Genomic DNA, 19395 nt, shown 5'->3' with positions numbered 1-19395 from the left:
AAGGCCTGACCAGTGAGCACCGAAGCTTACGTATACGACGCGATCCGCACCCCGCGCGGCCGGGGCAAGGCCAACGGCGCCCTGCACGGCACCAAGCCGATCGACCTGGTCGTCGGACTCATCCACGCCCTGCGCGAGCGCAACCCCGGCCTGGACCCCGCCACCATCGACGACATCGTGCTCGGAGTCGTCGGCCCGGTCGGCGACCAGGGCTCCGACATCGCCCGGATCGCGGCCATCGCCGCCGGGCTCCCGGACACGGTGGCCGGCGTGCAGGAGAACCGCTTCTGTGCCTCCGGTCTGGAGGCCGTCAACCTGGCCGCCGCCAAGGTCCGCTCCGGCTGGGAGGACCTGGTCCTCGCGGGCGGCGTCGAGTCCATGTCCCGCGTCCCGATGGCCTCCGACGGCGGCGCCTGGTTCGCCGACCCGATGACCAACTGGGACACCGGCTTCGTCCCGCAGGGCATCGGCGCCGACCTGATCGCCACCATCGAGGGATTCTCCCGGCGCGACGTGGACGAGTACGCGGCCCTCTCACAGGAGCGCGCGGCCGCCGCCATCAAGGACGGCCGCTTCGCGAAGTCGGTCGTCCCGGTGACCGACCGCAACGGCCTGGTCGTCCTGGACCACGACGAGTTCGTCCGCCCCGGCACGACCGCCGACACCCTCGCCAAGCTCAAGCCGTCCTTCGCGGACATCGGCGACCTCGGCGGCTTCGACGCCGTCGCGCTGCAGAAGTACCACTGGATCGAGAAGATCGACCACGTCCACCACGCGGGCAACTCCTCCGGCATCGTCGACGGCGCCTCGCTCGTCGCCATCGGCTCCCGCGAGGCGGGGGAGCGCAACGGGTTGACCCCGCGCGCCCGGATCGTCTCGGCGGCCGTCTCCGGATCCGAGCCCACCATCATGCTCACCGGCCCCGCCCCCGCCACCCGCAAGGCACTGGCCAAGGCCGGCCTGACCATCGACGACATCGACCTGGTCGAGATCAACGAGGCCTTCGCCGGCGTCGTCCTGCGCTTCGTCAAGGACATGGGCCTGTCCCTCGACAAGGTCAACGTCAACGGCGGCGCCATCGCGCTGGGCCACCCGCTCGGCGCCACCGGCGCGATGATCCTCGGCACGATCGTCGACGAGCTGGAGCGCCAGGACAAGCGCTACGGCCTCGTCACCCTCTGCGTCGGCGGCGGCATGGGCGTCGCCACCATCGTCGAACGCCTCTGAACCGTCCTGTCCCCAGACCCTCCTCCGCACGGACCGACACGAAAGCAGTGACCATGAGCGAGTCCACCACGATCCGCTGGGAACAGGACGAGACGGGCGTCGTCACCCTGGTCCTCGACGACCCCGACCAGTCCGCCAACACGATGAACCAGGCCTTCAAGGACTCCATCGCAGGCGTAGCCGACCGCGCCGAGGCCGAGAAGGACTCCATCCGCGGCATCATCTTCACCTCCGCCAAGAAGACCTTCTTCGCCGGCGGCGACCTCAAGGACATGATCCGGCTGCGCCCCGAGCACGCGCAGCTCGCCTTCGACACCGGCACCGAGATCAAGCGCTCGCTGCGCCGCATCGAGACCCTGGGCAAGCCCGTCGTCGCCGCCATCAACGGCGCCGCGCTGGGCGGCGGTTACGAGATCTGCCTCGCCTCCCACCACCGCGTCGCCCTCGACGCGCCCGGCTCCAAGATCGGCCTGCCCGAGGTCACCCTCGGTCTGCTCCCCGCCGGCGGCGGTGTCACCCGTACCGTGCGGCTGATGGGCATCGCGGACGCGCTGCTCAAGGTGCTGCTGCAGGGGACCCAGTACGACCCCCGGCGCGCCCTGGAGAACGGCCTGGTCCACGAACTGGCCGCCACTCCCGAGGAGATGCTGGCCAAGGCCCGCGCCTTCATCGACGCCAACCCGGAGTCGAAGCAGCCCTGGGACGTACCCGGCTACAAGATCCCGGGCGGCACGCCGTCCAACCCGCGGTTCGCCGCCAACCTCCCGGCCTTCCCGGCCAACCTGAAGAAGCAGCTCAACGGGGCCCCGTACCCGGCCCCGCGCAACATCCTGGCCTGCGCCGTCGAGGGCTCCCAGGTGGACTTCGAGACCGCGCTGACCATCGAGGCCCGCTACTTCACCGAGCTCGTCACCGGGCAGACCGCCAAGAACATGATCCAGGCGTTCTTCTTCGACCTCCAGGCCGTCAACGCGGGCCGCAGCCGCCCGCAGGGGATCGAGCCGCGCAAGGTCCGCAAGGTCGCCGTCCTCGGCGCCGGCATGATGGGCGCCGGCATCGCCTACTCCTGCGCCCGCGCGGGCATCGAGGTGGTCCTCAAGGACGTCACCGCCGAGGCCGCCGCCAAGGGCAAGGCGTACTCGGAGAAGCTGCTCGACAAGGCCCTCTCGCGCGGGCGGACCACCGAGGCCAAGCGCGCCGAGCTGCTCGCCCGGATCACCCCGACCGCCGACGCCGCCGACCTCGCGGGCTGCGACGCCGTCATCGAGGCCGTCTTCGAGGACACCGGGCTCAAGCACAAGGTGTTCCAGGAGATCCAGGACGTCATCGCGCCCGACGCGCTGCTGTGCTCCAACACCTCCACCCTGCCCATCTCCGGGCTGGCGGAGGGCGTGAAGCGGCCCGCCGACTTCATCGGGCTGCACTTCTTCTCGCCCGTCGACAAGATGCCGCTCGTCGAGATCATCAAGGGGGAGCAGACCGGCGACGAGGCCATCGCCCGCGCCTTCGACCTGGTCCGCCAGATCAACAAGACCCCGATCGTGGTCAACGACTCGCGCGGCTTCTTCACCTCGCGCGTCATCGGCCAGTTCATCAACGAGGGCGTGGCGATGGTCGGCGAGGGCGCCGAGCCCGCCTCGATCGAGCAGGCCGCCGCCCAGGCCGGCTACCCGGCCAAGGTGCTCTCCCTGATGGACGAGCTCACCCTGACGCTGCCGCGCAAGATCCGCAACGAGAGCCGCAAGGCCTTCGAGGCGGAGGGCCGTACGTGGACCGAGCACCCCGCCGACACCGTCATCGACCGGATGGTCGACGAGTTCGGCCGCCCCGGCCGCAGCGGCGGGGCCGGCTTCTACGAGTACGACGAGGCGGGCAAGCGCGCCCGCATCTGGCCCGGCCTGCGCGAGCACTTCGCCAAGCCCGGGTACGAGATCCCCTTCGAGGACATGAAGGAGCGGATGCTCTTCTCCGAGGCGCTGGACACCGTCCGCTGCCTCGACGAGGGCGTCCTCACCTCGATCGCCGACGCCAACATCGGCTCCATCATGGGCATCGGCTTCCCGGCCTGGACCGGCGGCGTGATCCAGTACGTCAACGGCTACGAGGGCGGCCTGCCCGGCTTCGTCGCCCGCGCCCGCGAGCTCGCCGAGAAGTACGGCGAGCGCTTCACCCCGCCCGCCTCCCTCGTGGAGAAGGCCGAGCGGGGCGAGACGTACGGCGACTAGGCAGTGTCTGATGGCTCTTGCCCGGGGTGGTGGATCTGCTGTCGTTCTGGGCATGAGCCGGTCATGGTGCGTCGGCATGAACTGACGAATGCTCAGTGGGAGCGCATAGCTCCGCTGCTGCCGGAGACTGGCGGGCCGGGTGGGCGGTGGGCCGACCACCGCACCGTGGTCAACGGTGTGCTCTACCGGACACGGACCGGGATTCCCTGGCGTGACCTGCCCGAACGCTACGGATCCTGGCAGACCGTCTACGAACGCCACCGCCGCTGGTCGGCCGACGGCACCTGGTCGAACATCCTGCGAGCGTTGCAGGCCGGTGCCGACTCCACCGCGCGAGACGCGGACGGCTCGTGGGCGGTCAACGCCGACTCCACCACCTGCCGGGCCCACCAGCACGCGGCCGGGGCTCGGCATTCCGCCCCGGCTGACCACCCCGAAAAAGGGGCGGGACCCGTGTGGATGCAGAGGGCCGCGAGGCCCTGGGACGTTCCCGGGGCGGGCTGACCAGCAAGGTCCACCTCCTGGCGGATGACCGCTGCCGACCCCTGGTCTGGCTGACCTCGCCCGGCCAGCGCGGAGACAGCCCGATGTTCATCCCGCTCATGCAGGTCCTGAACGTGGCCCGCACCGGGGCCGGGCGTCCCCGCACCCGACCGGACCGTGCCCGCGGCGACAAGGCGTACTCCAGCCGTGCCAACCGCGTCTACCTGCGTAAACGCGGGATCAAGGCAACGATCGCCCAGCCGGACGACCAGCGTGCGAACCGCCGTCGGCGCGGACGGGCCGGCGGCCGCCCGCCGTCCTTCGACCGCGAGCAGTACCGCCGACGCAACACCGTCGAACGCTGCATCGGGAAGCTGAAACAGCACCGGGCCGTCGCCACTCGGTACGACAAACGCGACTACATCTTCAACGGCACCCTGGCCACCGCAGCCATCGTGATCTGGCTCCGCGACCTCATCAAAGAGCCATCAGACACTGCCTAGTACGGTGACGGGGAAGGCGGGCCGGCTTGTCCCCGGCCCGCCTTCGCCGTGCGGTGCCCGCACGGGCCCCGGGTCAGGGCAGCGTCCAGAACACCTGCGTCACGAGGTAGAAGACGACGGCCCAGAACAGGAGCAGTCCGGCGACGATGCCGCCGCCGACGAGGTTGGTCCGGGCGGGCGGTTCGTCAGACGGGGGCCACAGCCACCGCCGCAGCAGCCGGTTCACGTAGTGGGGCATCGTGAAGAAACTCATGATGAAGCTCGACAGCAGGTTGCCCACGAGCAGTCCGAACCAGAGCGGCATGCCCAGCGGGTGCAGGGCGAGCGTCAGCAGCACGACGGTCGGGTAGAGGCCGACCCAGACCGCGATGGAGGTCTTGGTCTCCGAGGGCGGCGGCGCCTCCCTGCCGTTCTCCTCGAAGGCGAACCAGCTGCCGAACGAGTTGTCGATCGTGCGCAGTCTGAAGTCGTTGAACCTCTCCCCCTCGGCGAGCATCTCCCGCCGCTTCGCCGACGTCAGCCAGGCGTCGAGGTGTTCGGCGTTGTCGTAGCGGTACAGGGTGGTCCACTCGTCCTGAAGGCCTTCGACGGGGCGGAAGATCTCCGTGCCGCGAAAGCCCTCGAACTTGCTCTCCTCCTGGCTCATGCGCTCCTGCCACGCAAGGAAGTCGTCGATGTTGTCCGGGTTGACGCGGTGGCTCACCACCACGGTCACGAGCGGGTCCGTCGGCTGCGTGCCGCCGCTGATCACCTGCTGGGTGGCGGGACCGTCGAAGTAGTGCGCGCCGACGTCGAGGAGCCTCTGCCTGGTCGCGCCGTTCATCCACGCCTGCAGATGGGCCACCGAGTCGAACCGGTAGACGATCACCCAGTCGGGCTGCAGGGCGGTCGGTTTGGACACCTCGGCGCCGAGGTGACCGGCGTAGCGGGCGGCGGCGGCGTTGACCTCGTCCTGCCACTTCTCGTACGCCCGCTCCATCCCGGGGCGGACCTTCCGGCCGATGATGACCGTCGCCGCGGCGTCCGTCTGCCCTTGCGTCGTCATCGTCGCGTGCCCGTCCGTGCCGACCGGCTCTCGACGAGCCGTCCGTAGATCCGTTCCGGAGTGAGGGGCAGCTCGCGGTAGCGGATGCCCGTGGCGTCGCGGAGCGCGTTCGCCAGGGCCGGGGCCACCGGGTTGATGCAGCACTCCGCCATCCCCTTCGACCGCATGGCCCCGACGGAGTCCGACGAGCCCACCAGGAGCACGTCGGTGCGGGGGACGTCGGCGTAGGTGGGGATGCGGTAGTTGCGGAGGTTCGGGTTGGCCATGACACCGTCCGCGTCGACCTGGAAGTTCTCGGTCAGCGCGAATCCGATGCCCTGGGCGACACCGCCCTCCACCTGTCCCCGGACCTGTTCCGGGTTGATGAGCACACCGGCGTCGGTCGCCTGGACGCTGTACAGGACACGGATCTCACCCGTCACCCGGTGCACGGCGATGCGGAAGCCCTGCGTGTTGGAGGTGACGCTGCGCGGCGAGCCGTACGCCCTGCGGGCGGCCGTGAACCGGATGCCGCGCGCCCGGGCCTCGGCGACGAGCGCGGCCAGTGAGACGCGCTGGTCCCCGCAGACGACGTGGTCGTCTTCCATCGAGCACATCACGACGTGGACGCCCGTGTGCGTGGCGGCGAAGTCCAGGATGCGGTCGCGCACCGCGTTGGCTGCCCGCAGGACCGCGTTGCCCGCCACGAAGAGTCCGGCACTCGCGAAGGCGCCGGTGTCGAAGCCCGTGCGGTCGGTGTCGGACTGCACCAGGCGGATCCGCGACGGCGTCGTGCCCAGCTGGTTGGCCGCGATCTGGACGTGCGCGGTCGACGTGCCCTCCCCGAATTCGACGGTGCCGACGGCCAGCTCGTACACGAGGTCGTCGCCGAGCGTGAGCCAGGCCTCGGAGACGTGCTCGGTCGGGGGCGCCGTCTCGTGCATGGAGCTGGCGACACCGACCCCGACGAGCCATCCGGGGCCGGGGGAGGGCTGATCGGCCGTACGGGCCAGCTCGCCGGCCACGAGGTCGATGCACTTGCCGAGCCCGTCCTCGTGGAACACCACGTCGTCGGGCCCGTCGTGCAGGGCGACGAGCGGCTCGCCAGGGCGCACGATGTTGCGGCGCCGCAGTTCGAGCGGATCCATGTGCAGGGCGAGGGCCAGTTCGTCCATCGCCGATTCCACGGCGAAGGCCGGCTGGGTCATCCCGTACCCGCGCAGCGCGCCGCTCGGCACGGTGTTCGTGTAGACGGAGAAGGCGTCGTACTTCTTGTTGGGGCAGCGATAGATCATGACGGCGGCGCCGCCCGCGTACAGGGTCTCGCCGCCGTGGTTGCCGTACGCGCCCGTGTTGGACACGTTGCGGACCTGGAACGCGGTGAGCGTGCCGTCGGCCTTCGCGCCGAGCCTGACCGTCAGCTTCATCGGGTGCCGCGGCGAAGCCGTGGTGAACTCCTCCTCGCGCGTGTACTCGAAACAGACCGGCCGCCCGGTGTCGAGGGCGGCGAGCGCGGCCAGGTCCTCCGAGATGACCTCCTGCTTTCCGCCGAAACCGCCGCCGACGCGCTTGCAGAACACACGGAGCTGGTCCGGGCGCAGCGCGAACAGGTAGGCCAGCTTGACCTTCGCGATCGACGGAGACTGCGAACTGGTGCGGACGTTCAGCCGCCCGTCCTCCATCCACGCGATCGAACCGTGGGTCTCCAGGTGTGCGTGCTGCACGCGCGGTGAGAAGTAGGTGCCCTCGTGGATCACGTCGGCCGCCGCGAAGCCCGCGTCGACATCGCCGATGTGCGAGTGGATCTCCAGCAGCAGGTTGTGGACGTAGTCGCGGGCGAACGGGTCCTCCGAGCCGTGCAGTTGCGGTGCCCCGTCGGCCATCGCCTTCTCGGGGTCGAACACCGCCGGCAGCACCTCGTACTCCACGGCCACCTTCCGGCAGCCCTCCTCGGCCGCCCCGACCGTGTCGGCGAGCACCGCGACGACGCGCTGGCCGACGAAGCGGACCGTGTCGTCGAGGATGTAGGTGTCGTCCGGATCGACGAGGTGGTCGGTGTGGATCGCCGTGGTGAAGCGTCTGCGCGGGACGTCCTCCCAGGTGTAGACGCGATGCACGCCGGGTACCGCGAGCGCGGCGGTCTTGTCGATCGAGAGGATCCGGGCGTGCGCGTGGGGCGAGTGCAGCACCTTGAGGTGCAGCATGCCCTCCATGCGGGTGTCCATCGTGAATTCGGCGCGACCGGTCACCACGTCCTCGGCCGCCGGCGCACCGACGCTCGTTCCGACGGCCCGTCCCGGCGCGGCCGCCTGCACACCGGTGACGCCCTTCACCGCGTCCTCGATTGCCCTGTAGCCGGTGCAACGGCAGAGATTGCCCTTCAACGCCCGGGGCAGGTCCGCCTTCTGGGCCTCGGTGAACGTCGCCGACGTCATGATCATCCCCGCGGTGCAGAAGCCGCACTGGAACCCGGGGGCGTCCCGGAACCGGCGCTGCGCGGGATGCAGGTCACCAGGTGATCCGAGACCCTCGATCGTGGTCACCTCCCGGCCTTCCGCGCGGAAGGCGGGGGTGATGCAGCTGTGGACCGGAGTGCCGTCCAGCCACACCGTGCACGCGCCGCAATCGCCCGCGTCGCAGCCCTTCTTGACACCGAAGTGGCCGAGCGCGCGCAGGAAGGTGCGCAGACACTGCCCGGGGTCCGGTTCCTCGGCAAAGGTCCTGCCGTTGACGGTGTAGGTCATGCCGCGCCCCCAGCCGTGAGTTCGTGGCGGATCTCTTCGGCGAAGTGCAGGGTCAGGTGGTGACGGTGCTCCGGGGTTCCGTTGGGGTCGGCGAACCAGACGTTGGCAGGGATGACGTTGATGCTCTGCTGCAGGGTGCGGGCATCGGGCATGGTGTCGAAAGCGACGCGCACCGGGCGTGTGGTGCCCGCCGTGACGGTGAGCAGCAGGTCGTTCGTTCCCGGCGTCTGAGTGCCGATGAGGAAGACGGTCGAACGGCCGAGATGGGTCAGCGCGAAGCGGCGGTGTGCGGTGCGCTTGCGCAGGGCGCGCGCCGGAATGTCGATGCGCCGCAGGATTTCCCCGGGAGAGAGGACGTTGCGATGGTTCCCGGTCACGAAGTCGAGCGCATCGACGGTGCGCACGGACCCGTCGGGGGCCCACAGCTCGTACTCGGCCTCCAGCGCGACCGTCAGCGTGATCATGGGGCCGGCAGGCAAGGACATGCAGATGTTCCCGCCGACGGTCGCCGAGTTCCAGACCTTGAACGAGGACAGGAACGCGTCGCAGCCCGCCGCGAAGAGGGGGCCCGCGGTCCAGTCGGCGGGCGGCGTGAAGGAGTACAGGTCGCGGATGGTGCACGTGGCGCCGATCCCGAGGCCCGCGTCGCCCGGCACCAGGGGATCCCAGCCCAACGCCGTCAGATCGATCAGGCGGCGCAGGCCCGGCTGCTCGGCGGAGAACAGCCACGTGCCGCCCGCGAGCCAGGCATCGCCCTCGCGCCAGTGCACGCCCGGCGGGTCGGACGGACGCCGGACGACTTCGTTGATGGTGGTGAGGTCCATGGAAACACCTGCCGGATGCGTGCAGGGGTGGCCGCCGCCTTGAGCGGCGGAATCCGCTGGGGCCGCTGGGGCCGACCCGCTTAGAGCAGGGGCCGGCGGGCGCAAAGACTCTCCTCCAGCGTACTGAGAACGCGTCGGCCCCGCTCGCCAAAGCAGGGCCGGGGGTGCGGCAGGACGGCTAATGCCCGTCGGGCGCCTCGCCGGACACGAACGCCGCCCGCAGTTCCTCCCGCAGCGACCGCTGGAAGGCCGTCACCAGCGCCTGCACCACCATCGGCTGCATGTGCGCCGACAGCGCCTTCATCGACTCCACCCGCTCGGGATCGCTCTCGTCCCGGGTGAACGGCCCCCACACCTCGTCCCGGAACAGCGCCGTCAGCTCGTGCGCCGCCGACCTGGTGTGCTCGATGAGCACCTTTCGCGCCGCCAGGATCGTCTCGTGCGCGATCGGTACGTCGAGCAGCGCGACCCCCAGCCGCAGCAGCCCCACGTCCACCCGGAACCCGCCCCCCGAGGCGGACAGCACGTTCATCGCCGTCAGCCGCCGGACGTCGGTGTCCGACAGGCTCCGCCCCGCCCGCTTCTCCAACTCCTCGCGCGAGACCTCCTGGGCCGCGTCCGGAGCCCAACTGGACACCATCGCCCGGTGGATCGCGAGATCGTGCGCGCTCAGATCGTCGGGCAGGGCGTCCAGATAGCGCTCGATGGCCGACAACGTCATGCCCTGGTGCTGCAGTTCCTCGATCAGGGCGAGGCGGGACACGTGCTCCGGTCCGTAGTGCCCGACCCGACGAGGGCCGATCACGGGAGGGGGCAAAAGCCCGCGGGTGCTGTAGAACCGTACGGTGCGCACGGTGACGCCCGCCCTGGCCGCCAGCTCGTCGACGGTGAGCATCGGCTCGGGTGCCTGGTCGGCCATCGTGTGCGCCTCGCTCTCTGCTCCACAGCTTGGGTTCAACAGTATTGCTGTCGCACCAACGATGTGAAACGGCCAGGAGCTGCCCATGACCACGAACCTGCGACTGCCCGGACGACCCGAAGAGATCACCTTCCCCGCCCTGCTGGCCCGCAACGCCGCCGAGTACGGGGAACTCCCCGCCCTCTCGTGGCGGGCCGGCCCCGACGCGGCCGAATGGACGACCCTCACCTGGAGCGAGGTGCGCCGCCAGGTCGCCGTCCTCGCCGCCGGGTACGCCGCCCTCGGCGTCGAGCGCGGCGAGCACGTGCTGCTGATGATGGGCAACCGCCCCGAGCACTGGCTCAGCGACCTCGCCCTCGTCCACCTCGGCGCCGTGCCCGTGACCGTGTACGGGACCTCCGCGCCCGAGCAGATCGCCCACATCGCCCGCCACAGCCGGGCCAGGGTCGCCGTCGTCGAGGGCGCCCGCGAACTCCTGCGGTGGGAACCGCTGCTGACCGACGACGGTGTGCCGCTGGAGCGCCTCGTCGTGGCCGAGGTCGCCGACGCGGGCGAGCACTCCACGTACGCCTCCGTGTACGCGGGCGGCGCCCGGCTGCACCGCGCCGACGCCTTCGAGAAGGCCTGGCAGGAGACCCGCCCCGAGGACGCGCTGACCGTCGTCTACACCTCGGGCACCACCGGCGACCCCAAGGGCGTGCGGCTGACCCACCGCAACCTGATGCTCCAGGCGGTCCGCCTCGACCGGCACGTGGAACTGCCCGAGCACGCCGAGCACATCTGCTACCTGCCCTTCGCGCACATCGCCGAGCGGGTCCTCGGCATCTACCTGCCCCTGCTGAGGGCCTCGCACGTGCGGCTGTGCGCCGACCCCACGGCCGTGGCGGGGGCGGTCCGCGAACTGCACCCGGTGCAGTTCTTCGGCGTGCCCCGGGTGTGGGAGAAGCTCGCCGCCTCCGTACGCGCCGTCCTGGCGCAGCTTCCCGGGGAACAGCGCCGGGCGATCGAGGGCGCGAACGACCTCGCCCGCGCCCGGGCCGGCCACCGGGAGCGCGGCGAGGAGGTGCCGGCCGCGCTCGAAGCCTCGTACGCACGGGCCAAGGAACAGGCGCTGGACCCGCTGCTGCGCCTGGCGGGCCTGGACCGGCTGGTCTGGACGGCCAGCGCCACCGCGCCGATGCCGATCGACGTGGTCCGCTTCTGGGCCGGCTGGGGCATCACCATCATGGACGCCTGGGGGCTCACCGAGACGGCCGGTGTGTGCACGGTCAACAGCCCGGACGGCTTCCGGCTCGGCTCGGTCGGCCGCCCGATCGAGGGGCTGGAGCTGCGGATGGCCGAGGACGGGGAGATCCTCACCCGCGGCGCGACCGTCTTCGCCGGCTATCTGCTGCCGGACGGCTCGGTGGAGAGCGCCTCGGACGCGGAGGGCTGGTTCCCCACGGGGGACGTCGGCCGGCTCGACGAGGACGGGTTCCTCTGGCTGACCGACCGCAAGAAGGAACTGATCATCACCTCGAACGGCAAGAACGTCTCGCCGGCGCTGGTGGAGAACACCGTCAAGGAGCACCCGCTGATCGGCCAGGCCCTGGTGCACGGCGACGGCCGCTCCTACCTCGTCGCCCTGCTGGTCCTGGATCCGGAGCTGGCCCCGGTCTGGGCCGCCGCCCGGGGCATCGAGGCCGCTTCCCCGAGCGCGCTGGCCGGGCACCCGGCCGTCCGGGAGGAGATCGCCCGCGCGGTCGAGGCCGCCAACGCCCGGCTCAACCGGACCGAGCAGATCAAGCGGTACCGGCTGCTGACCGAGGAGTGGGGCCCCGAGACCGGGGAGCTCACCCCCTCGCTCAAGCTCCGCCGCCGGGTGGTCCGTGACAAGTACGGCGCGCTGATCGACGGGCTGTACGAGGAGCCGCACGCGGAGCCGTACGAGTCCGTGTGACGCGTGCGCCGCGGGTCCGGTGGGCGCAGGCCCGCCCACCGGACCCGCGGCGCCGGGCCTAGCGTCCGATCAGCGGGTAGTGGTCGGAGAGGTTGTCGTAGGTGTAGGAGGTGCCCCAGCTGGAGACCGTCCAGGGCGCCGACTGCTCCTTGACCACGTTGTTCTCCCAGCCCGCCGGGCGGGCGTTGCCCTTGCGGTAGAGGACGTAGTCGAGGTCCTCGCGCGGGTCGGTCGGGTAGCGGTACTGCGCTATCGAGTTCAGCGCGGTGTCGAAGGAGTACGGGTGACCCGTGCGCGTGTCGGAGTCGGCCAGGTCGGCGTTGGCGAGCAGGGTGGCGTACTCGGGCGTGCGCGAGTCGACGTTGAGGTCGCCCGCCACGATGACCTGCTCGTTCGCCGGGATGTTCTTCCCGTCCAGGAAGGCGTCGACGGACCGGAACTGACGGGCCCGCATCTCGGCCGCCTCGCCCGCGCCGCAGCCCGGGTCGGTGGACTGCGCGTGCGTGCCGACCACGTGCACCTTGGCGCCGTTCACGTTCAGCACCACGTAGGCGAAGCCCTTGTTGGACCACCAGTCGGCGCCGCAGGCGTCCTTGAAGACGACCTGCTCCTTGCGCACGATGGGCCACTTGCTGAGGATCGTGACGCCGCCGTCCTCCGGGGTGGTGGAGGAGTACGCGCCGCCCGTGGCGTCCCAGCCGCTCTTGCTGCGCCCGACGACCGGGGTCTGGTACGGGTACTGCGCGGCGGAGTTGGCCTTCAGCGCGTCCGAGGAGCCGTTGTCGAAGGCCTCCTGGAGCACGACCACGTCGTGGCCGCGGTAGAAGGAGGCCTTGGGGATCTCCGCGGCCCGGTGGTCCTGGCCCCAGTTCGGGTAGAGGTTCTTGCTCATCAGGAACACGTTGTACGACAGGACGCTGAGCCGCGGGGCGGCGGCGCCCTCCGCGGCCGTGGCGGCGGGCGCGGTGGTGGCGGCCAGGGTGCCGGCGGCGATCGCCGCGACGGTCGCGGCGGCCCGGTGACGGCGGTGGGAGGTGTGCAGCATGAGGTCTCCATCATTCCTGCGGGGGAAGATCGGCTCCGTCATCCAAGCAGCCGCGGTTACCTCTGGGTAACACCCGTGCAGCCACTTTCTGTCCACCCCGCGACGATCACGCGGCGCGGCTGCCGTCAGTCCTCCGTGGAGGTCCAGGTGAACCCGGCGAGACCGCCCGCGGCCTCCTCCCGGGACGCCCGGCCGCGCCGCCGCAGTACCAGGCGCAGCAGGACGAGGGCGCCCGCAACGGCCGCGCAGACGAGGGCGGATGTGACGGCGACGACCGCGAGCACGGAGGGCAGGAGCGCTTCCAGCCATGCGGAGGGAGACAGGTCCATCGCCGCAGGATGGCGTGCGCACCGGCCCGACGGAAGGCTTCCTGCCCAGGTCATACTGGGAATCGGAGAATCCGAAGAGATCGAGGCTTGGGGGCGCGCATGACCGGGACCGACCGTCGGGCCGCGGGTGTGGCACCGGGGCCGTCCGCCGCCCGCGCCGACCCCGAGCCGCCCCCGCCCGGCGGGGTGCTCTGGACGATCGCCGGCGATGTCAGGGCCCTGCTGATGCTGCCCGCCGCCTTCACCATGCAGGTCGCCCACCCCGCGATCGCGGCCGGCGTCGACCAGTACTCCGTCTTCCGCACCGACCCCTGGGGCCGCGGCGAGCGGTCGCTGCGCTCGGTCCAGCTGTGGGTGTACGGCGGCGAGGAGGCCGCCGAGGAGGGCCGCCGGGTCCGCCGCCTGCACAAGGACATCCAGGGCACCGACACCCGCGGCCGGCGCTACCACTCCCTCGACCCCGCCTGCTACGCCTGGGTGCACGCCACCGGCTTCCCGGTCTACCTCTACGCCGGGCGCTACCTCCTGCGCCGCTTCACCCCCGCCCAGGAGCGGCAGCTCTACCGGGAATGGCTCCAGGTGGGCCGGATCCTCGGCCTGCACGACCGGGACATGCCGCAGAGCATCGAGGAGTACTGGACGTACTGGGGCCGGATGCTGGCCGAGGAGATCGAGCCGACGAAGGTCGCCCGCGAGCTGGTCGCCACCGACGTGCCGCTGCCCCGGCCCGAGGTCGGCTCGCCCGTCGCACGCCTGCTGCTGCGGCTCACCTGGCCCGTGCTGCGGGCGGCGTTCCTGCGGCTGCGGGCCTTCGTCACCGCCGGCTACATGCCGCCCGAGGCGCGCGCCGCGATCGGGCTGGAGTGGAGCCCGGCCCAGGAGCGCCGGCTGCGGCGGTTCAGCACGGCCGTCCGGCTCCTCGTACCGCTGCTGCCGGAGCGGCTGCGGTACCTGCCGATCGCCTACCGGGCGCGGACCGAGTGGCGTGCGGGCGGCCGCTGACGGACCCCGGCACACGCGCCCCGGCACACGCGCCCCGGCACACGCGGCCCCGGCACACGCGCCCCGGCACACGCGGCCCCGGCACACGCGGCCCCGGCACACGCGGCCCCGGCACACGCGGCCCCGGCACACGCGGCCCCGGCACACGCGGCCCCGGCACACGCGGCCCCGGCACACGCGGCCCCGGCACACGCGGCCCCGGCACACGCGGCCCCGGCACACGCGGCCCCGGCACACGCGGCCCCGGCACACGCGGCCCCGGCACACGCGGCCCCGCCGGATGCGGGGGCCGCGTGCGGTGAGCGGGCCGGCGCGGACTCAGTGCCGGTGGCCGGGCCCGGAGCCGTGCCCGGTGCCGTCGGTGTCGTGGATCGTGTTGGTCTCCGCGATCTTCTTCCAGGACCTCGGCTCCGCGGCGGCCCTCGCCGGTACGGACTGCGCCGGGGCGGACTGCGCCGATCGGGCCGCCGGCTTCGCGGCCGCCGGGTTCAGCGCCGAGGCCTCCGGCTTGCCCGGCGTGTAGAGCCAGGTCTCGAACAGCTGGGCCAGCGGCTTGCCGGAGACCTTCTCCGCGTACCGGACGAAGTCACCGACCTTGGCGTTGCCGTAGGCCCGCTCCGTCGGCCAGCCCTTGAGGATCCGGAAGAACTTCTCGTCGCCGATCTCGTTGCGCAGCGCCTGCAGGGCGATGGCGCCCCGGTCGTAGACGGCCCCGTGGAACTGGTTCTCCGGACCGGGGTCACCCGGCTTGACCTGCCAGAAGGCGTCCTCGGCCGGACGCAGGGCGTACGCCCAGTCGGCGAGCTCCTGCGCCGTGCCCTCGCCCTCCTTCTCCGACCACAGCCACTGGCTGTAGCGGGCGAAGCCCTCGTTGATCCAGATGTCCTTCCAGCCCTCGACGGACACGCTGTCGCCGTACCACTGGTGGGCCAGCTCGTGCACGACCACCGAGACGTTGGCGCCGTTCTGGAACTGGCGCGGGCCGTAGAACGGCCGCGTCTGGGTCTCCAGGGCGAAGCCCGCGTTCACGTTCGGCACGTAGCCGCCCAGCGCGTTGAAGGGGTACGGCCCGAAGACCCCCTCCAGCCACTCGGTGACCTCCCCGGTCCGCTCCACGCTCGCGCGCGCCGCCCCCGCGTGGTCGCCGAGGTCCTTGCTGTACGCGTTGAGGATCGGCAGCCCGCTCGCCGTCCGGTCGGTGGTGATGTCGAACTTGCCGACGGCGAGGGTGGCCAGGTACGTGGCCTGCGGCTTGTTGGAGCGCCAGTTGTACCGGGTCCAGCCGAGCCGCGAGGACTGCGACTGGAGCACACCGTTGCTGATCGCCTGGGTTCCGTCGGGAACGTTGACGGAGACGTCGAAGGTGGCCTTGTCCAGCGGGTGGTCGTTGCTCGGGAACCACCAGACCGCCGAGTGGGGCTCCTGCGCCGCCACTCCGCCGTCGGGCGTGCGGTGCCAGGCGGTGAAGCCGTCCACCTTCAGCTCGGAGGGCTTCCCGGCGTACTTGACGACGACGGTCAGCGGGGTGTTGCGCGCCAGCGGCTTCGCCGGGGTGACCTCCAGCTCCTGGGCACCGGCCGCGGCGAACTTCGCCTTGACGCCGTTGACCCGGATCTCGCTGACCTGGAGGCCGAAGTCGAGGTTGAAGCGGGACAGGTCCTGCTTGGCGGTGGCGAGGAGGGTGGCGGTGCCTTCGAGGAGGTCGGTCTTCGGCTGGTACTGCAGGCGCAGGTCGTAGTGCGACACGTCGTATCCGCCGTTGCCGCTGGTCGGGTAGTAGGGGTCGCCGATACCCGGGGCGCCCGGACCGGAACTCGCCGCCGATGCCGGGATCACCAGCAGCAGGGAGGCGGCGAGCACGCTCGGGGCGATGACTTTGCGGTGCACGAATGGCTCCAAGTGGTAGGGGAGACAAGTCGGTTCGAGGTCTCGTCGTTCGACCGTATTCACCCGTGGCCGCTCAGGTCATGTCCATGGGCCCTGCTGTCACACGATCGCCATTCGGCCGTCACGGGCCGAGGGGCGGCGCGGTGACGACGCCGAGGGCGCCGAGCGCCAGGTAGACCCCGCCGACGGCCCAGTGCTGCCGGGCCAGGGCCCGCGGCCTGCGGCGCAGCAGGCGGCTCACGGCCCCGCCGGCGCACGCGTAGCCGATGTCGAGGAGGGCGCCGAGGGCGAGGAACACACCGCTGAGGAACAGCATCCGGCCTTGCGGATCGGCCGAATCGGGCCGCACGAACTGGGGGAGGAAGGCCAGGAAGAACAGCGTCACCTTGGGATTGAGCAGGTTGGCCAGGGCGCCGTCGAGGTAGGCGCGGCCCCACCGCACGGGCGCCGCCTCCCCGGGGCCGGGCAGGAACGGTCCGGCGCGCAGCGCCCGTACGCCCAGGAACAGCAGGTAGGCCGCGCCCGCGTAGCTGAGGACCAGGAAGGCGGCCGGGGAACGGGACAGCAGCCCGGCGACCCCCGACACGGCGACGGCGATGTGCACCACGGTGGCGCTCTCCACCCCCGCGGCGGTGGCCAGCCCCGCCCGCCGGCCCTGGGCGGCGGCCCGCGTGACGATCAGGACCATGTTGGGACCGGGGACGAGGATCAGCGCGGCAGCGGCGGCGAGGAAGGCGAGGAACGTGGTGGTGGGCATGGGCTTTAGCCTGGTGGGGCCCGGTGGGAGAGACCCGGGCCAATGGAGGGGGAAGTGGACCGTTCCGCGCCGCGCAGCTGGTCGCCGGCCGAACTGGACGGCGTACTCGGCGGCTGGACGGCGGGCTGCGGCCCGCTGTACCGGAGCCTCGCCGCCGCCCTGCGCAGTGCCGTCCGTACGGGCGACCTCGCGCCCGGTGACCGGCTGCCCGCCGAGCGCACCCTCGCCGCGGCCCTGGGGGTCAGCCGGGCCACCGTGGCCGCCGCCTACGACGAACTGCGCGGCGCCGGCGCGGTGGACAGCCGGCGGGGGAGCGGGACCCGGGTCGCCAGGCTCCCGGGCGGCGCGCTGCGGCCGGCGGACGGCCGGGTCCGCGGGGGCACCTCCGCGGCCCTGGTGCAGCGCCTGGTGGACGGCCCGGCCGAGGTGATCTCCCTGTCGGTCGCGGCCGAGGGAGCGGCCCCGGAGGTACGGGAGGCACTGACCGCCCTGCTGGCCGACGGCCTGGATCCGCTGCTGGCGCAGACGGGCTACCACCCGGGCGGCCTCCCGGAGCTGCGGGCGGCGCTCGCCGAGCGCCACACCGCCGCGGGACTGCCGACGCGGCCCGGGCAGATCCTGGTCACCACCGGGGCCACCCAGGCGCTGGAGCTGGTCGCCCGGCTGTACGTGCGGCGCGGCTCGGCCGTGGTCGTGGAGACGCCGAGCTGGCCGGGCTGTCTGGACGCCCTGCTGGCCGCCGGGGCGCGGCCGCGGAGGGTCCCGCTTGACGAGGACGGGGTGGAGCCGGGCGGTTTCCGCGCGGCGCTGCCCGCGGCGGCGCTGGCCCACGTCACGCCGACCTTCCACAATCCGACCGGGATCCTGATGTCCGCCGGGCGGCGGGAGCGGATCGCGGAGCTCGCCGCGCGGGCGGGCGTCCCGCTGGTGGAGGACCTCGCCTACGACACCCGGCTGTGGGACGGCCCGGAGCCGGGCCCGGTGGCCGCCCACGCCCCGGCGGGCGCAGAGGTGCTGAGCGTGGGCTCGCTGGCGAAGTCGGTGTGGGGCGGGCTGCGGATCGGCTGGCTGCGCGGGCCGGGCCCGGTGGTCGAGCGCCTCGCCCGGCTCAAGGCCCGGGCCGACCTGGGCAGCCCGCTGCTGGACCAGGCCCTGGCGGTGCGGCTGCTGCCGCGGGTGGACGCCCTGCGGGCCGGGCGGGCGGTCGTGCTGCGCGACCGGCTGGCCGGCCTGGAAGCCTCGCTGTCGCGGGAGCTGCCCGGCTGGACCTGGCAACGCCCGGCCGGCGGCGGCGCGTTGTGGATCCGGCTGCCGGGCGGTGCGCGGGCCGCGGTATTCGCCCAGGTCGCGCTCCGGCACGGGGTCGAGCTGATTCCCGGCTCGGCGACCGACCCCTCGGGCGCCCACGACGCGTACGTCCGGCTCCCCTTCACGCTGCCCGAACCGCGGCTGGCGGAGCTGGTGACCCGCCTCTCGACGGCCTGGGCGGCGTACGGGGGCACGCCGTCCGCAGAGTGAGAGGGGAGCGGGAGGGGAGCGGGAGGGGAGGGAGGGGAGTGAGACCGGCACCACGGGACCTCGCCCTACCCGACGTACCGAACAGTCGGTAGCCTGCGGCGCATGACGCTTCCCCCGTTCGCCGCCCGTCGCTGCTGGCACGCCGCCATCAACCCGCTGCACGCCACCGTCTACTTCTCGCCGGAGATCGCCAAGGAATTCGCCGCCCTCGGGATAACCGACCGCGTCGCCGTCAACCTCGCCCACCGCTCCGCCGCGATGGGCGCCGTCGGGGCCGGTGCGGTCACCGCCGCCTTCTACAACTACCGCCACGACCTCGTCGCCCGGCACGTGCCCGCCGTCTGGGACACCACCACCCCCGAGCAGGCCCTCGCCGCCCGGCTGCGGGCCGCCGACGGCACCCTGCGCCGCCTCCTCGGCACCGGGACCGTCGAGTCGCCCGAGCTCGCCGAGGCCGCCGACCTGGCGATGCGCGCCACCGAGGCCTGCACCCGGCACGCCCGCCCCCTCTACGCCGCCCACGCCGACCTCCCCGTGCCCGAGGAGCCGCACCTGCGGCTGTGGCACGCCACCACCCTGCTGCGCGAGCACCGCGGCGACGGCCACCTCGCCGCGCTGCTCCTCGCGGGCCTCGACCCGGTGGAGGCGCTCATCAGCCACACCGCCACCGGCAAGGGCATGAGCCCGAAGTGGCTCAAGGCCCAGCGCGGCTGGACGCAGGACGACCTCGACGCCGCGGCCGACCGGCTGCGCGAGCGCGGGATCCTCGACGCGGACGGCGAGCTCACCGAGGAGGGCAAGGCCGTCCGCGAACGCCTGGAGGCCGACACCGACCGCCTCGACGCAGCCCCGTACGAGCACCTCGGCGCGGACGGCCTGGCCCGTCTCACCGAGCTCGGCGGCGCCCTCGTGGTCAAGGCCGTGACCGCCGGGGCCTTCCCGAGGGACCTCATGGGCAAGGGCTGACGG

The 19395-nt window shown here is 72.3% G+C and carries 15 protein-coding genes; 7 read left to right on the top strand and 8 right to left on the bottom strand.

The features are described from left to right. Positions 1–12 precede the first annotated feature (12 nt). From OG534_RS05700 to OG534_RS05690, 3 genes are all read left to right on the top strand, one after another. Positions 13–1227, top strand: a complete 1215-nt coding sequence (locus OG534_RS05700) for an acetyl-CoA C-acetyltransferase (protein ID WP_326586975.1) — start codon at positions 13–15, stop codon at positions 1225–1227. A gap of 53 nt (positions 1228–1280) precedes the next feature. Continuing rightward, positions 1281–3452 (top strand): 3-hydroxyacyl-CoA dehydrogenase NAD-binding domain-containing protein, encoded by a 2172-nt coding sequence (locus OG534_RS05695; RefSeq protein WP_326586974.1) that lies wholly within the window; start codon positions 1281–1283, stop codon positions 3450–3452. A 63-nt stretch (positions 3453–3515) separates the two neighbouring features. Further along, positions 3516–4438, top strand: a protein-coding gene (locus tag OG534_RS05690) for an IS5 family transposase (protein ID WP_442807038.1) whose coding sequence is annotated in 2 segments (ribosomal slippage) — positions 3516–3905 and positions 3908–4438 — 921 coding nt in all. Because the reading frame shifts where the segments join, the coding sequence is not laid out codon by codon here. A gap of 73 nt (positions 4439–4511) precedes the next feature. On the opposite strand, the gene OG534_RS05685 is transcribed toward OG534_RS05690, so the two are convergent. The 4 genes from OG534_RS05685 to OG534_RS05670 form a co-directional block, all read right to left on the bottom strand. Continuing rightward, a complete protein-coding gene (locus tag OG534_RS05685; protein WP_326586973.1) occupies positions 4512–5483 on the bottom strand; it encodes an antibiotic biosynthesis monooxygenase in 972 nt (323 codons plus the stop codon). After that, positions 5480–8206 (bottom strand): molybdopterin-dependent oxidoreductase, encoded by a 2727-nt coding sequence (locus tag OG534_RS05680; protein WP_326586972.1) that lies wholly within the window; start codon positions 8204–8206, stop codon positions 5480–5482. Before OG534_RS05680 ends, OG534_RS05685 begins: the two co-directional genes overlap by 4 nt. Next, a complete protein-coding gene (locus tag OG534_RS05675; protein WP_326586971.1) occupies positions 8203–9030 on the bottom strand; it encodes an FAD binding domain-containing protein in 828 nt (275 codons plus the stop codon). The genes OG534_RS05680 and OG534_RS05675 overlap by 4 nt, the downstream gene beginning before the upstream one ends. A 178-nt stretch (positions 9031–9208) precedes the next feature. Next, positions 9209–9949 carry a MerR family transcriptional regulator gene (locus OG534_RS05670; RefSeq protein ID WP_326586970.1) on the bottom strand — a complete coding sequence of 247 codons (741 nt, stop codon included), beginning with the start codon at positions 9947–9949 and terminating at the stop codon, positions 9209–9211. 85 nt (positions 9950–10034) lie between these two features. On the opposite strand from OG534_RS05670, the gene OG534_RS05665 reads away from it, so the two are divergent. After that, positions 10035–11888, top strand: coding sequence for an AMP-dependent synthetase/ligase (locus OG534_RS05665; RefSeq protein ID WP_326586969.1), 1854 nt, complete (start codon positions 10035–10037; stop codon positions 11886–11888). Positions 11889–11946: 58 nt separating this feature from the next. On the opposite strand, the gene sph is transcribed toward OG534_RS05665, so the two are convergent. Then, positions 11947–12933, bottom strand: coding sequence for a sphingomyelin phosphodiesterase (gene sph / locus OG534_RS05660; protein WP_326586968.1), 987 nt, complete (start codon positions 12931–12933; stop codon positions 11947–11949). Positions 12934–13058: 125 nt separating this feature from the next. Further along, positions 13059–13262 (bottom strand): hypothetical protein, encoded by a 204-nt coding sequence (locus OG534_RS05655; protein ID WP_326586967.1) that lies wholly within the window; start codon positions 13260–13262, stop codon positions 13059–13061. Positions 13263–13361: 99 nt separating this feature from the next. On the opposite strand from OG534_RS05655, the gene OG534_RS05650 reads away from it, so the two are divergent. Continuing rightward, positions 13362–14264, top strand: a complete 903-nt coding sequence (locus OG534_RS05650; RefSeq protein ID WP_326586966.1) for an oxygenase MpaB family protein — start codon at positions 13362–13364, stop codon at positions 14262–14264. A gap of 318 nt (positions 14265–14582) precedes the next feature. On the opposite strand, the gene OG534_RS05645 is transcribed toward OG534_RS05650, so the two are convergent. Then, positions 14583–16151 (bottom strand): M1 family metallopeptidase, encoded by a 1569-nt coding sequence (locus OG534_RS05645; RefSeq protein ID WP_326586965.1) that lies wholly within the window; start codon positions 16149–16151, stop codon positions 14583–14585. Positions 16152–16272: 121 nt separating this feature from the next. Then, positions 16273–16908 carry a LysE family translocator gene (locus OG534_RS05640; RefSeq protein ID WP_326586964.1) on the bottom strand — a complete coding sequence of 212 codons (636 nt, stop codon included), beginning with the start codon at positions 16906–16908 and terminating at the stop codon, positions 16273–16275. A gap of 54 nt (positions 16909–16962) precedes the next feature. Between OG534_RS05640 and yczR the strand changes: the two genes are divergently transcribed. Both yczR and OG534_RS05630 read left to right on the top strand, forming a co-directional pair. After that, on the top strand, positions 16963–18426 hold the full coding sequence (gene yczR / locus OG534_RS05635; RefSeq protein WP_326586963.1) for an aminotransferase-like domain-containing protein: 1464 nt from the start codon (positions 16963–16965) through the stop codon (positions 18424–18426). A 102-nt stretch (positions 18427–18528) separates the two neighbouring features. Next, on the top strand, positions 18529–19392 hold the full coding sequence (locus OG534_RS05630; protein ID WP_326586962.1) for an SCO6745 family protein: 864 nt from the start codon (positions 18529–18531) through the stop codon (positions 19390–19392). The last annotated feature ends 3 nt before the right edge of the window (positions 19393–19395 follow it).

The sequence above is a fragment of the Streptomyces sp. NBC_01294 genome (genome assembly GCF_035917235.1).
GTDB lineage: Bacteria > Actinomycetota > Actinomycetes > Streptomycetales > Streptomycetaceae > Streptomyces > Streptomyces caledonius.
Note: the sequence above shows the minus strand (reverse complement) of the source record. Positions and strands in the feature narration are given on the sequence as shown.